Here is a 14434-nt window from a genome sequence, read left to right as displayed (position 1 = left end):
TCAGCCTCCTGACTCGTCGGGCGGGCCCGGCAGGATCTCCACCCGGCACGTGAGGTGTACGGGGCACGAGGCCGCGACGACGTCGTGGACGCGGCTCGCGTCCACCGGCCCCCCGCGCACCGCCCAGACCCGGACCAGCAGTTCTCCGGTCGGAGCCGGAGGCAGCTCGGCGCCCGGCTCGGACGACCACGCGACGCCGCCGCCGTCCTGGATGTCGGCATGCACGCCGAAGCAGAGCCGGAGATGTTCGATCAGGCCGCGGCGGGTGCCGCGCCACCGGTGCAGGTCGACGGCGCGGGCGACGACGAGCCGCCGCAGCTCCTCGGGCCACGCCGGATCGATGTCGGCGCCCACCCAGGACGACAGCCAGGGCAGGAAGTCGGCCGGGGTCAGCGCCGGGTCGAAGTAGGCGGGGAGGTTGTCCAGGGTGGACAGGACGGGCGCCAGGACGGTGTCGAGGCCCGCCGTGAACCGCTGGGCCAGGTCGTCGTCCGCGTACAGTGCGGGCAGCAGCCCGCCGATCGGACAGCGGCTGGCGAGCCCGGGTACCGCAGCCCTCGTCATGAGCCGTCACCGGCCCCGCTCGTGGTGACCACGACCTGATGCTGGTGCGAGAAGACCAAGGCGCTCGGGGCGACCTCTATCCGCTCCACGGCCGCCCCGCGCCGGCCGGTGATCGGGTCCGCGGGAAACAGCCGTACCTCGTCCACCAGGCCCACCCCCCGCACGCGCTGGAGTACGGCGAAGACCTCGCCGTACTGCACCGGCCTGCCGAACGGCCACCCCGTCCCCTCCGCTCCGCCCCGCAGCGGGTCGATGTGGCGGAACAGCGCCGCGAGCGCCTCCGTGCGGACCCGGTCCGCGTCACCATTGGTTGTCACCAGCCTGGCGACCACGGTGACGCCCTGGTACGCGGGCGGTTCCACCACCAGCCGGGTACCGACCAGCCGCCGTTCGTCGAGCCGCGCCGCGACCGCCGAGAGCACGGAGTCCGGCGGGATCAGCTGCTCGAACCGCAGCTGGCCGCCCTCGTCGGCGACCGCGTCGGGTACCACCAGGACCCGTACCGCACCGCCCTCGCCCGCAACGGCGGGCAGGCACCGGACCCTGCGCAGGGAAGGCGCCGCCTCGCGGGCGATCACCTCGTAGTCGTCGGCCGTGACGGCCCGCTCCTGCACCCGGAGGATGTTGGGCGCCCGGATCTTCGCGTTCTCCACCGTCTCGCCGTCGACCCCGCCGCGGGCCGCCTCGCGGTTGTCCACGCCCGCCACGTACGGCACCGAGCTGCGCAGCACGCAGATGGCGCCCCGGGCGACATTCCCGGCCGCCCCGCCGCCCGTCCGGTAGCGGGGGATCCGCAGCTGTGCGCCCTTCTCGGGCACCGCACCGCAGGCGCGCATCGTCCCGTCCGGCTCGCGCACCTCCGGCGGGAACGCGAACTCGCCGGAGACGGCGTCGATCCGCACATGCCGGTCGTCCGGGGAGGAGGCGCCGAAGTGTTCCACGGCGGTCCAGACCTGCCAGCCGTCCACGGAGGACACCTGGACGACCGGCGGCTCACCGTCCAGCAGCAGCGGCGCCCTGCTCACGGAGAACCGCTGCCCGGCGACGCCCTCGGAGACGCCGAGCGGAACGTCGAGGACGGTCTCCGCGTGTTCGACGCCCATCGTGCCGCCGACGGTGAACACCTCGGCCTCCCGGATCGTCGGCGACTCCGAGTAGAACGGCTGGCCCGGTTCCGGCGCGGTGACCCGGCAGCGCAGCCATCCCGCCCGGGTTCCCGCGGTCACCGACGCGGTGTGTCCGGCGGGGACGAACACGATCACCTCGCCGGGCCTGTTCAGCCCGCCGGTGCTGTCGGTGCCGGTCTGGCACGTGACCCAGCGGGCACCGTCCCACGCCTCCCACACCAGCGGCGGCTGACGCGGGTCGACGCCCACGCCCTCCACCCGGCTGTCCAGGCGTACGGCGACGATGCACCGGGGGACGGCGGTGGGCAGCCCGAACAGCAGGGCGTCGCCGGGCTCCGGCCGGGGCTGGAAGCACGGGATGTCCTTGCCGGCGCCGAGCGGCGCGGTGCGGTCGGTCTGGTCGCCCGACACCGGCGCGGTGACCAGCCGGACCAGCGAACTCGGCACGATCGCCAGGTCGTCGGAGGTGGAGAACACCACGGCCTCCTCGGCCTCACCGCGTGAGGTGGCGACCTCCGTGCCTGCCGGGAGCCGCACGGTCTCCGGCTGCGGCGCGGACAGCCAGAAGTCGACCTCCGCCCGCGCCACCGACGGCGGGAACAACGTGACGCCGAGCAGGTCGAGGAAGGCCGAGTAGTTCTTGTCCGGTACCCGGTTCAGCCGGTAGAGCAGCTGGTCGACCATGTACGCGAACGTTTCGATGAGCGTGACGCCTGGGTCCGACACGTTGTGGTCGGTCCACTCGGGAGCGCGCTGCTGGACGTACCGCTTGGCCTCGTCGACGAGTTGCTGGAAGCGCCGGTCGTCCAGGTTGGGGGAGGGCAGGGCCATCAGCGCGCCCCCGCTTCTTCGGATCCTTCGGAGGAAGGGATGGTGTAGAAGGGGAAGACGAGGTTGCGCAGGTCGTTGGTGGCCCGCACGGTGTAGTGCACGTCGATGTACAGGGTGCCCTCCTCGACGGCGTCGAACGCGATCACCACGTCGGTCACCTCGATGCGCGGCTCCCACCGCTCCAGCGACGTGCGGACCTCGTGCGCGATGCGCCCGGCCGTGGCGCCGTCACCGGGTGCGAAGACGTAGTCGTGAATGCCGCAGCCGAACTCCGGGCGCATCGGCCGCTCGCCCGGCGCCGTGCCGAGCACCAGCCCGATCGCCTCCTCGATCTCCCGGTCCCGCTCGACCATGCCGATGCCGCCCGTGGCGCCGACCCGCAGCGGGAAGCCCCAGCCGCGTCCGATGAACCCGCCGCCGCTCACATCGGGCCCCCGATCAGTACGTTCGGCGCACCGCTGATGATGGGCGCGCCGCAGGTGGTGGTGTCCCGCATCCGGGCGGCGGGCAGACCGCCGATCAGGACCTGACCGGTGACCGCGGCGGCCGGGTTGGGCATGATCACATTCCCTGGCCCGAGCGCGGCGTGCGGCGGGACGACGCACACGTGCAGGCTCCCGGCGACGGCCGCGGGCCGACCGCCGATCAGCACGGTGGCGACGGCCGCCGCACCCGGGGGCGGGGTGCCGATGAGGCCGCCGTGGGCGGTGCTGTCGCCCGTGCGGGCTGCGGGGGGCATGCTGGCTGTTCTCCTTGCTGTCAGAGGGACTTCCGCCGCGGTCGGACCGCATGGGGCGTCAGTTGATCCGGATGAGCTTGGCCTTGAGAACGGCGAGCAGTCCGCCGTCCACGGTTACTCCCGTCCTGCCGTTGACCGTCACCGAGCGTCCCTTCACGTTCACCTCACCCGTACCGGCGTCGAGCGTGATACCGGACGCGGAGAGGGTGACGGAGCTCAGCGCCCGGGTGCCGCCGGGGGCGGACACCGTCAGCGCGATCTCGCCCCGCCGCTCGTCCAGCGTGACTTCGAGCCGCTTGTCGCCGGTGGTCAGCCGGACACCGGACGGTCCGCGCGGGGCGTCCAGCAGTTCGAGCCGGTTCCCGGAACGGGACACCAGCGAGCGGCGGTTGACCTTGCCGCTGGTCGGATCGACCAGCGGCACGTCGTGCGGCGAGGGCTTGTCGACCCCGTTGTAGAGGCCGCCCAGCACATAGGGGCTGTCCAGCAGCCCCTGCTCGAACCCGACCAGCACCTCGTCGTTGACCTCGGGACTGAACACCCCGCCGCCGCCCTGGCCGCCCCACTGCACCGTACGGACCCAGTCGGTCACATAGGTGTCGTCGAGCCAGGGGAACTTCAGCCGGACCCAGCCGCGTTCGGCCCTGCCCTCGCGGATGTCGGTGACCACGCCGATCGCGAGACCCGGCATGCGCGGGCCGCGCGAGGGCGCGTTCGAGCCGCTGGCCAGTCCCGCCAGCGAGCGGTCGGGCGCCGCGCTCACCAGCACGGTGGTGCGGTAGCCGCCGTTCGGTTCGAGCACGTGGTGAGCGGCGGTCGCCGTGTAGCGCCCGGCGAACGCCGGTCCCACGTTGCCGAGGGCCACCGGCTCGCCCGCCCGCAGCTGGGGATTGCCCTCGGCGACCGCCTCGATCTCACCGAATCCGGAGCTCACCGAAGCGGCCACCGCACCGGCCACGGCCGTGGCCTCGGCCTGGGTGCGGTACGGGGTGTCGGTGACCGCCATCCGGGCGTTCGGGCCGAACGCCCCGGCTGCCAGCGACGGGCTCATCCCGGGGGACACCGTGTCGCTGCGAATGGACTGCTCGCGGGCCACCAGCCGAGTCTTGGTGTCGACGTTCCAGCCGCGCACCTCCACACTGTCCGCCCCGTCCGCACCGGTCAGCACGGCCCGCAGGGCCAGCAGATTGCGCCCGTACTCCAGGACCATCGGGTGCCGGGCGGCGGAGGTGGCGGGCGAGGGCGCCGACGCGGCGGGCTTCGGCTTCACGAACTGCAGCAGGCCCTTGTCGTCCACCCGCACGTGCGCCCCGCTCTCGCCCGCGAGGTATTGGAGGAACTCCCAGTCCGAGACATTGGGCTGGGTCAGCTGCTTGTACATGATGGGTGCGGCCTCGATCCTTCCGCAGGCCAGCCCGGCGCCCGCGGCGACCTTGCGGACGATGTCGGCGGTCTTCATGTTGCGGAACGCCACCACCTTCCGTCCGCGCTGGAGCCGGTGGGCCTTGGAGAAGGCGCGGACCACCGTGAACGAACCGGTGGTGTCGCTGTCCAGCTCGACCGCCGTGACCTCACCGGTGAACAGCCGCTCGCGCACCCGCTCCTGCACGGTGACCACGGATATCTTCAGCGGGGTGCCGATGGTCAGCCCGGTGGCGGTGAGCAGTGTGTGATCGGGGTCCCGGTACGTCAGCACGGCGGTGTCCGGCAGACCGACGTTCTCGTCCACCACGCAGCTCACCAGCTGGGCCGCCCAGGCCGGTGGCAGCTCACCAGGGGCCTCGACGATCGGATCCGCGGCGAAGGAGCGGCCGGGGGCGGTCATCGGCCGCCCTCCGGAGCGTGATCTTCCAGTCCGGGAACGACCAGCTCCATACCGGGGACCAACTGCATCGGGTCGTCCACGTCGTTGGCCTCCGCGATCGTGCGCCACGCGGTGGCGTCGCCGTACTCGCGCCAGGCGAGCAGCGGCAGGCTGTCTCCGGCGACGACCCGGTGCGTACGACGTGCCTCGCGCGAGCCGGACGTGGGGTTCTGGCCGGCCGGATCCACGCTCGCCTCCTCGATCGACAGGGCGCAGGTGGCGCGCAGCGGCTTCCCGTCGACGTCGAAGAGGGTGTACGAGACGGAGAGGTTGGACAGCACGCCGTCGAACGAGGTCGTCTTCGACGTGCCCCAGTCGAAGCGGACCCAGGGGCTCGCCGGCGTCTTGCGGGCCAGGCTGCTCGGGGTGGGGACACACGCCAGCATCAGCTGCTCCACCGCTTTCTCCACCGAGTTGTCGTGGGTGGCGGTGGAGTCCAGGAAGACCTCCAGGGACAGCGCCCGGGGCCCGCTGCCCACGAATTCGGGCAGCGCGGACTGCCCGGCCATCCGGGACGGCGTCCGCCGCCACTCGGTGCTCTTACTCAGCGACAGCTTCGCGGGGTTGAACTGCAAGGTGAGCCGGGCGAGGTTCCCGCCCGGTTTGGCGCCGACCGTCGCCGGCGGCTCCATGATGGTCAGCTGGGCGCGAGCACGGCTCGTACGGACAGCGGGTGACATGGCGCTCCTCCCTCCCGATCTTCTCTGCTACCTGTACCTGTCAAGGGATATGACGAAGCATCAGGAAGGTTCCAGGCCCTCGTGCGCGATCTCCAGCGTCTCGATCGCAGCCTGGGAACTGGCGGGGTCGAAGGACGGTCCCTGCCAGCGGACCGGCACGATGCCGTGCACCTGCCAGCTGATGATGCGGCTGAGGTCCGGACGGAGCGCGACGATCTCGCCGTCCTTGGGCTCGACCCGCTGGATCGTCTCGTTCAGCCACCGTGCGATCTTGAGCGTGTCGGCGGTCACGGGGCGGGTCAACGTGATGTTGGTCCAGGTGATCCGCCCCGGCAACTGCCACGTGAAGCCGTTGTTGCCGCCTTCTGCGTACTGCTCCAACTCCACCTCGGCGCCCAGACCCGAGCAGGTGTGGAAGGCCCCCAGGTCGCTGCCGCCGATGGCGAGCTTGAAGAACACGCTCGTCGCGAAGATGTTGTCCGTCATGTGCTTCTCTTCTTCTCTGCCGTTTCCCAGGTGCTGTGCCGGGCGGGACGTCGTCAGCGGCGGCCGTCGTACAACCGCCCCGTACGCTCCCGCCCTCTGCGCATGTCCGCGCGGATCAGCCGGCTCACCGGATCGAGCAGACGACGGGCCAGCTCCTCGATGTCCGCCCCGGTGACGCGGTTCGCGGCCGGAGCTTCCGATCCGGCCGATCCGTCCGATCCGGTCCTTCCCGGCGACTGGGCGGGCTTCACCGGGGCCGCCCGCACCGGAACGCCGACGACTCCGGCGTCGGCCGCCGCGCGCTGAAGCGCCTGAGCCGTGGTCCCGGAGCTGCCTGCTCCGACGGCCGGAGCGGGCGCGCGTTGCGGAACCCGTACCGAAAGGCGCGGCGGTCCGGCGGGCGGTGGAGCTCCGTCTCCGGCCGCCGGTCCGGTGGTGGCGGGACCGGCGGATTCGGGCACCACCGGCATGGCCATTCGCTGAACGGGCACGGGGGATGGTCCGGGCCGGTCCGGGGCGGGCGGATGCGGGCGTACGACCGGAACCGGCTGAGCGGCGGACGGCACGGAGGGGGACGCGTACGGGGCGGACGGCACGGGGCGGCGTGGTGCCGGGGACGGCGGTCCGGACAGGCGGTCGGAGTGCGACTCTGCGGGCCCCTGCTCCGACGGACGGGTGCCGAGCCGGGACGGCGGCGTTGTCGCGCTGCCGCGTGCCGAACGCTGCACGAGTCGCAGGAGGGAGCCGCCGACCGTCGTCCCGCGCCCCCTCCGGTCGGCCCCGGCCCCCGGCACGCGACCGGGGCCGCCATCGGCCGCCCGATCCGAGCGCGCCCCGCTCCGGACGGGGCCCGGCGTCGGGTTTCCGGGCACGGAGCGCTGGACGGTGCCGCCGGGCCCCGGCCCGCCGGGCGCCGGTTCCGAGCCGGTCGCACGGGTCCGGTGCGGCGACGCGGGTCCGGCGGGCCGGGGGTGCGTGTGAGGAACCGTCTGCCGGGGTGCCGCGCCCGACGGGCTCCGCTGCTCCCCGGTCCGCGAACGTCCGTATCCCGGCGACGGCACATCGGACCCCGGCGACCGCACATCTGACCCCGGTTGCTGTCCCTCACGACGCCAGGTGGCCGCCACGACCGGCCGGGCTGTGCCGACTGCCGGCGGCGCCGAAAATCCCTCACCGGAGCCCGTGCTCACCTTCAGGGCCCTGCCCGCGAGCAGGCTCCGCGACCGCTGGACGCGGGGCGACCGCTCGTCGGTACCGGCGGCAGGTCCGACGGCCTGTCCCGCCTCCCGCGCCGGGGCGGTCCTCCGGACACGTACCGGCGCGGCGGGAGCAGAGAGGGAAGGGGCGGTGACGAGCGCGCTCCTACGCGTACCCATGGTGTGCACGGCGCGCTGGACGGATGCGGCTTCCGGTGCGGACGCGGCGGGTTGAGCGGGCACGGGGGACGAGCGCACCGGCATCTCGGAGGACGGGTTCAGTGGCGTCGACGCCGGCGTGGGCCTGGCCGGTGCGGAGGGCGGCGGTGCGGCAGGCACCCCCGTCGGCGTCGTGCCCTGTCGCGGGCTCATGGCTCCCGGCTGTGCCCGATGGCGGTCACCGAGCAGGGGAGTGTCGTTCTGGAGCCTGGCTGTCGACGGAAGCGAGGGAAGGGGGGTGCCGATCCCGCTGCGGGTACGAGCCTGCGAGCCGGACCCCTCGGACTGCGGCGGCCGTGGGGGAACGAGGGGGCCCGAAGGCTTCGGCGGCTCGTGCCCGCCGGGGTGTTGCCCCCGATCCGGCTTGGACGGCGACGACTGTCCCGGAGCCGGAGCCGGAGCCGGCTGGACCGGCAGGGCGAGCCGGGGCGTCCGGGCCGATTGCGAGGACCGAGCCTCCGCAGACGGCTGCTGACGCACCGACGGCTTCGTCGCCTCCGGCGAATGCGCGGTGGCCGCAGGGGCCGCCGGGTCCGATGCCTGCCGTTGAAGAACGGGCATGCCCGCTTCCTGCTGCTCCGCCGGGCCGGACGGTACGACCCCGCCCCGCGTTGCCGGGCCGGAGGGTACGGCTCCGGCGGGCAGCTCCCGCAGGGGCTTGCCCAGGGCGGGGCGTACCACCGCGGTGGCGGGACGGCCGGTGGTGCGGTCCGGCGGAGGTACGGCGCCAGGCGGGGCGGCGGGGATCGCCCGGCCGGAGCTGCCCGGCCGGTCGGACGCGGTCTGCGGCACAGCGGTGGTGGTGGCAGGAGCGGCCGGTGCGGAGGCCGCGGACGGTGGGATCCCGGCGATGTGCCGCAGGGCCATCGCCGGACGCCGGGCAACGATCAGGGGCGGGGCGGTCCGCCGCAGGGACACGGCGGCCGGCCGGGTCCGCTGCGGCCCGGTCGGTGGCGGTCCGGTGTTCGCCGGATGCTGTGGGGCCGGCGCGGCAGCCGGTGCCGCAACCGGTCCCGGAACCGCGGCCGACGCCGCGCCCTTCGCCGGTGCCGCCGGTGCCGTGGCTTCCGGAGCGGTGGCTTCCGGAGCGGTGGCTCCGCCCCCGCGGGCCCGCGGGCTCGGAGCCCGGCGCCCGGAAGCGCTGTGCGGCGTCGTACGGCTCGTCCGGCGGACGGTCGCGGAGACCGGTTGCCCGCCCGTGGCACCGCTGCCGACCGCGTCGCCCGCCGCGGCAGGTGCCGGGCCCGTCGCGGGCTCCGCCTCCCCGTCCGCACCGGTCCGGGCGGCACGCAGGAGCAGTGGCCCACCGGGAGACGCGGAACGCGCGCCGCCCGGACGGGCGACGCCGTGGATGAGCCCCACCGGTGCGGACGGCAGTACGGCATGGCCGAGTTCGCCGCCGTATGCGATGTTCTGCCACGAGGCGAGGCCGGACCTGAACCGCAGTCCGTCGCTCACGCCGATCGAGGACCGGGCGACGGTCACCGTCGGCGGCGCCACCTGTCGCCAGCCGCCGTCCCAGCTGCCGTCCCCCTGGCCGGCCGGGCCGTCGCTGCGGTCGGTCCCCGGTACCGGACCGCTTCCGGTACGGTCTCCGGCTCCGGCAAGGGAGGGCGTGCCGGGCTGCTGCCGGTCCCCTCGGCGGAACCAGTCCCCGATCCCCATACGATCAACCGCCTTCGTTGACGCGGGTGTTGATCCGCGCTATCTCCCGCACCCACTGCTGACGCTCGCCGTGGGTGAGATCGAGAATGTCCTCACGCTGCCAATGGAAGTGGTAGGCGACGTACGCGATCTCCTCCCGCAACCGGGGAAGCGCGTACGTCACGATTCCCCCAGGCGCCCACCCGAGAGGTCCACCTCGAACGATCCGTGGCACAGCGGGCACGTCACCGCGGCGTGTGTGTGGCCCTCGCTGTTGATCCGGCGGTAGAAGTCCTGGAGGAACGCCACATCCGTGGCGTACATCCGCTCGACGACCCCGGCGTGCACATCGGTGATGGTGCCGAGCTGGGTGATCACCTGGCTCAGCAGCACCACGCTCAGGTACGCCGGGTTCTCCTTCACGCGCAGGTCGATCTGCGGGCGCAGCTCGTCCCGTGCCGTCGCGAGCCGCATCGAGCCGCGCCGGTGCACCTGGCCCTCGTCGTCGACGTAGCCGCGCGGGAGCTCGAAATCGAACTCCGTACGCAGCCGCTCGCGGTCCGGCTCCCGCTCCCGGGCCGGAGACGGCGCGGAAGCCTTCTCGGGTGCGGCGGGCGGGGCGGACGCGAGGCTGTCGAGGACTTCGTCGAGTCCGCCCGACGTAACGGTCCTGCGCCTCATTCGACCACGATCTCCTCGAAGGTGATGGTCACCGTCTCGGTGGCGGCGCTGGACTCGCCGGCCTTCAGCGAGGGGCCCTCCCACTTGCTGGCCCACCCCTGCATCAGTTGGATGCGCCGGACCGTCTCACCCTTCGAGTCCTTGATCTCGATGGTGAGGTTCTGGCGCGCGGTGTCGACCGCCCCGTTGTTGAGCGTCTCCTTGATCCATTTGGTGAACTCGCTGCTCTTGTCGAGTCCGCGGGTGATCGTCACCTCGCCCGCCTGACGTGCGCCGGGCTGCTTGCGGATGATCTGCTTTCCCTCGGCCGTCACTTGACGGACCTCGACGACTTCCTCCTCGACGGTCAGGCCGCTGATCTCTTGGATCGACTCGACGAGATAGCCGCCGAGCTGCACGCCGAAGACGTGGGTGGAAAGAGCGTCGCCCTCTGCCATGACTCTGTGTCACCTGTTCCGTTTGCGGACCCTGCTGGGTCACTCGTTGACGAGGCTGGTGCTGTCGGAGAACTGCGCGAGGCGGAAGATCACGAACTCCGCGGGCTTCACCGGAGCCACGCCGATCTCGCACACGACCTGACCGAGATCGATCGACTCCTGCGGATTGTTGTCGCGGTCGCACTTGACGTAGAACGCCTCCTCGGCCGTGCGGCCGAAGAGAGCGCCCCGGCGCCACTCCTCGGTGAGGAAGGCGGTGACGTTGCGCCGGATGCTCGACCACAGGCGGTCGTCGTTCGGCTCGAACACCACCCACTGGGTGCCCAGGAGGATCGACTCCTCCAGGTAGTTGAAGAGGCGGCGTACGTTGAGGTAGCGCCAGGCCGGGTCGGACGAGAGTGTGCGCGCGCCCCAGATCCGGATGCCGCGCCCGGGGAAGGCGCGCACGCAGTTGACGCCGATCGGGTTGAGCAGGTCCTGCTCGCCCTTGCTGAGACGGAGCTCCAGGTCCAGCGCACCGCGGATGACCTCGTTGGCGGGGGCCTTGTGCACACCGCGCTCCCCGTCGCTGCGCGCCCAGACGCCCGCGACGTGACCGCTCGGCGGCACCATGGAGTTGCGGCCGGTCGCCGGGTCGAAGACCTTGAGCCACGGGTAGTACACGGTCGCGTAGCGCGAGTCGAACGCGGCGTCGTCGTTGCGCCAGGTGCGGACTCGCTGGGCGTTCATGCCCGGCGGTGTGTCCAGGACGGCGACCCGGTCGCCCATCTGCTCGCAGTGCGAAATCACCGCCAGCTGTACGGCTTTGACGCCCTCGGCATCGATGTCCCCGCGCTGGTGGGCGCTCATCAGGTCCGGAACGGCGACCATGGTGATCTCGTCGATGGCTTCGAGGCCCGCGAACCCCGTGCGGGCCGCGGCGTCGCCGACATATTCGGCCGGGTCGATCCGTGCGACGCCGGTCCCCGGGGCCGCAGCTGCGGGCGAGAGGGTCAAGCTCTGATTCTCGGGGCGGCTCTGGGCCGCGCCAGGCTGCTCGGTGACATCGATGAGCTTGGACTGGCGGGCCTGGGTGACCAGATAGCCCTTGACGTTCTTGCGGGTGGAGACGTCGTGGGTCTCCACCACTTTGCCGGCCTGCCGCACCAGGAGCCGGAACCGGTCCTCCGGAGGGTTCTCGCCCTCGGCGTCGGCGATCTCCACGGAGAGGTCTCCGTTCGCGCCGGTCCGCGCGGAGACCAGGAACCCTCCGATGGCGACGGGCGGGGCCGCTTCGGGCGCAGATCCCTGAGCCGAGTCCTGTGCGGGGCCGCCGATGCGCACGATGTAGGCCGTGCCGCCGCCGTTGGCGAAGTAGCCGTGGACCGCGAGCGCCAGATAGGTGTCGGCGGTGAAGGTGCCGAAGGTCTGGACGTACTGGTCCCAGTTCGTCACCAGCATCGGCTGGTGGAAGGGACCGGCCTCCGCGAAACCGACGAAGGCTGCGACCGCGGTGCCGACTCCCTCGATGGGCCGCGCTCCGGACTGCACCTCCTCCACGTATACACCGGGGGTGAGGTACGACGGCATGCTCGCTCCTTCGGGTGGTCATTCGCTCGCGGCTCAGTCTTGCCCGGCCGGCGTGGCGGGCAGTAGGCCTCAAAGTCCTGGACACGGGGCAAGCCCACTGCCTTCCCAGGCACCTTGACAGCAGGAAATACTTCCCCGCGCGGACCGGTCGCGGTTGTCATCGCATTCTTCGGCTCGACGTAATCCCCGGCCCGGTCGTATGAGGGCGCGGTGGACTCCGGGTTCACGGAAGGCGTCCGCCGGTCCGCGGACGGAGGATTCGCCGCAGACATGGATGCCCGGATCCCGTGCATGCGGGCGTGCGTGATCTCCTCGGCCCGGGGGATGCGGGGAAAGGCCGCGAATGTCCGCGGCAGTCGGAGAAAGAATGTCTGCGGCAGTCGGAGAAACCGGTGCGGGGGCGACGAATATCAGCCAGAATTCACCGCGTGTGGTTGACCGCCCGGCCGGGTTCCCGCGTCCGGAACAAGCCCTTGACCTTCTTGATCAATCTCCTGGTGGTCCGTCTCGAAGGCGATGGGGGCGGCTCTGGACGGTTCGGTTCGTATCCGAGTGTCCGGATTTTCTTCACTTGCTTCCAGCCCCACGGGGATTCCGGAGGTCTGGTCCTTTGCTGTGCGCAAGGGAAGGGATCCGCCAACGACCGGCGAGCCGGGTTTCCCCCAGTCGGCATTTCTGCTGTTCTCATCCCTCGCGACGGGAAGCGGGAGGCCCGGCACTGTTGTTCCTACGGTGCGAGATCGCTCAGTATGCCGCTGACGTTGAGTACCTGATGGCACTTGGAAGCTTGAGTTCCGGTAGCCGGAGTGCCGGGTTTGGCGCAGGTCACAGAAGCGGTGACGGTGGCGTTCTCCGGAATCTGGATGGGGGTGACCCAGTGGTAGTCCTGGTTGCGGAAGGTCTCCAGAGCGATAGTGGTGATCTTCCGGTCTCCGAAGGAGATGGTCAGCACTCCTTCGTCGCCCTGGAAGTTCGCCACCACGGCGTCCGTGATGCCGAACACCTTCCCTTCCGGAACCCGGTACTTGCCCACCTTCTCGGCCCCGGACCCGGTCTGCACGTCGATCGTCGCCGAGCTCTGCTGGGTGCTTCCGGTGCCCCCGCCCGTTGTCGAGCCGGAGCCGCCGGGTGCGGCCGACTTGCCCGGACGGGCCCCTGCCCCTGGCCCTTGTCCTGCCCCTGACCACCGGCCGGGTCACCCGATCCGCCCCCGGCTGCCGTTCCCTGCTGCTCTTTGCGGGCCGTCTCCTTCTGCGCGGCCTCCGCCGCCTGCTTCGCGGTGCTGCGCACCGCGGGCCGGACCAGCGCGAACCATGCGAGCAGCAGCGCGATCAGCGCGGCCAGGACGATCAGCAACCACTTGGGCAGTATCGGCAGTTGCGCGAACTCGCCCTGCAGAACCTCGGGCCGGCCGGGCTGCTCGCCGCCCGCGTCCCGTTCGGCACTTTCGGCGGCCTCGACCTCGAACGGCCAGGTGACCGGCTTGCCGAACCAGATCGGCTTCCGGATCCGTACCCGCAGGCGTGCCTCGGCGGACTCGCCCGGTTCCAGGTGCCGTCGGTCGGGAGCGAAGGACAGGCGGAGTTCCTCCCCGGCCTGCTTCCCGGTGAGGCCGATGCCGACCGGGGTGTTCCCCCTGTTCTGCACCGAGGCCCCGAACCGGGCGCCCAGCCAACCGCGACGCCGGCGCGGGTGCAGCTCCGCCCGGAGCTCGTGAAAGGGCTCCACGACCACCGTGGCCTCGGGGACCGCCACCGACTCGGGCCGCTCCGCGGGCAGAACGCGGACGCCCAGGGGTATCTCGCCGGCCCGGACCTCGTGCGACCGGGGCGGCGCGAGCCGCACGGTCACCACCTCGGAGGTGCCCGGGTAGAGGGAGACGCGTGCCGGCTCCACGGTGCTCCACGCGGCACAGTCGCCGACCACTTCGAGCGTGTAGGCCTCGACGATGTCGCCGTCGTTGCGCACGGTCAGGGACGTCGTCGCTTCAGCGCCGGGCGACACCGTCACCGTGGACATTTCGAGTTCGGCAGATGTGGTCACGATGCGACGTTAAGCCGCCCCTGCGGTTCCGCAGCAGAGACGCGAGGGCAACGAGCGGGCAGGGCCGGTGCCCCGACGGCACAACCGCACGGTCTCCCCGAGCCCCCTCCCCGGGCCCGGTCCCCGTGCCGGAGGCCGGTGTGATCAAGAGTGGACAAGAGGCATACCGGACGGACGCACCTGAGGAAGACGAGCGCGGAACGATGACGACGACAGACATGAAGAACAACGCAGTGGAACGCGGCCAGTACCGCCGGGCCGCGCCCGCGGGGCGGGGCGGGCGGGGGGGGCCGGCCCTGGCGGGCTGCTCCTGACGTACGGGGGCGGCGGGCGGGAAGCGGTGCGGAGTGAAGG

12 protein-coding genes and 1 pseudogene are annotated in these 14434 nt (G+C 72.1%); all 13 read right to left on the bottom strand.

Features of this window, described 5'->3' with window-relative positions:
- Positions 1-564: a phage tail protein gene (locus tag ACFVT1_RS07520; protein WP_389793428.1), complete on the bottom strand. Its 564-nt coding sequence runs from the start codon at positions 562-564 to the stop codon at positions 1-3.
- Complete coding sequence (locus tag ACFVT1_RS07515) at positions 561-2522, bottom strand: putative baseplate assembly protein (protein ID WP_389793427.1); 1962 nt, start codon at positions 2520-2522, stop codon at positions 561-563. Before ACFVT1_RS07515 ends, ACFVT1_RS07520 begins: the two co-directional genes overlap by 4 nt.
- Positions 2522-2947 (bottom strand): GPW/gp25 family protein, encoded by a 426-nt coding sequence (locus tag ACFVT1_RS07510; protein ID WP_389793426.1) that lies wholly within the window; start codon positions 2945-2947, stop codon positions 2522-2524. The genes ACFVT1_RS07515 and ACFVT1_RS07510 overlap by 1 nt, the downstream gene beginning before the upstream one ends.
- Positions 2944-3261 carry a PAAR domain-containing protein gene (locus tag ACFVT1_RS07505; protein ID WP_389793425.1) on the bottom strand — a complete coding sequence of 106 codons (318 nt, stop codon included), beginning with the start codon at positions 3259-3261 and terminating at the stop codon, positions 2944-2946. The genes ACFVT1_RS07510 and ACFVT1_RS07505 overlap by 4 nt, the downstream gene beginning before the upstream one ends.
- Positions 3262-3319: 58 nt before the next feature.
- Entirely contained in the window at positions 3320-5086 is a 1767-nt protein-coding gene (locus tag ACFVT1_RS07500) for a VgrG-related protein (protein WP_389793424.1), read from the bottom strand.
- Positions 5083-5805 (bottom strand): LysM peptidoglycan-binding domain-containing protein, encoded by a 723-nt coding sequence (locus ACFVT1_RS07495; RefSeq protein ID WP_389793423.1) that lies wholly within the window; start codon positions 5803-5805, stop codon positions 5083-5085. Before ACFVT1_RS07495 ends, ACFVT1_RS07500 begins: the two co-directional genes overlap by 4 nt.
- 60 nt (positions 5806-5865) lie before the next feature.
- A complete protein-coding gene (locus ACFVT1_RS07490) occupies positions 5866-6291 on the bottom strand; it encodes a phage tail protein (RefSeq protein WP_362206970.1) in 426 nt (141 codons plus the stop codon).
- A gap of 53 nt (positions 6292-6344) precedes the next feature.
- The gene (locus ACFVT1_RS07485) at positions 6345-6782 is read right to left on the bottom strand and encodes a hypothetical protein (RefSeq protein WP_389793422.1); all 438 of its coding nucleotides are present in this window, start codon (positions 6780-6782) and stop codon (positions 6345-6347) included.
- Positions 6783-9375: 2593 nt separating this feature from the next.
- Positions 9376-9534, bottom strand: a complete 159-nt coding sequence (locus ACFVT1_RS07480; RefSeq protein WP_003966147.1) for a DUF6760 family protein — start codon at positions 9532-9534, stop codon at positions 9376-9378.
- Positions 9531-10031 (bottom strand): hypothetical protein, encoded by a 501-nt coding sequence (locus tag ACFVT1_RS07475; RefSeq protein ID WP_389793421.1) that lies wholly within the window; start codon positions 10029-10031, stop codon positions 9531-9533. The genes ACFVT1_RS07480 and ACFVT1_RS07475 overlap by 4 nt, the downstream gene beginning before the upstream one ends.
- The gene (locus ACFVT1_RS07470; RefSeq protein WP_124720830.1) at positions 10028-10468 is read right to left on the bottom strand and encodes a phage tail protein; all 441 of its coding nucleotides are present in this window, start codon (positions 10466-10468) and stop codon (positions 10028-10030) included. The genes ACFVT1_RS07475 and ACFVT1_RS07470 overlap by 4 nt, the downstream gene beginning before the upstream one ends.
- A gap of 39 nt (positions 10469-10507) precedes the next feature.
- Complete coding sequence (locus ACFVT1_RS07465; protein ID WP_389793420.1) at positions 10508-12037, bottom strand: phage tail sheath family protein; 1530 nt, start codon at positions 12035-12037, stop codon at positions 10508-10510.
- 727 nt (positions 12038-12764) lie between these two features.
- Positions 12765-14056: pseudogene (locus ACFVT1_RS07460) on the bottom strand (hydrolytic protein).
- Positions 14057-14434: the final 378 nt, after the last annotated feature.

The sequence above is a fragment of the Streptomyces sp. NPDC057963 genome (assembly GCF_042887155.1).
Classification (GTDB): domain Bacteria; phylum Actinomycetota; class Actinomycetes; order Streptomycetales; family Streptomycetaceae; genus Streptomyces.
The sequence above is the reverse complement of the archived record's forward strand: the minus strand, read 5'-3'. Positions and strand labels throughout refer to the sequence as shown.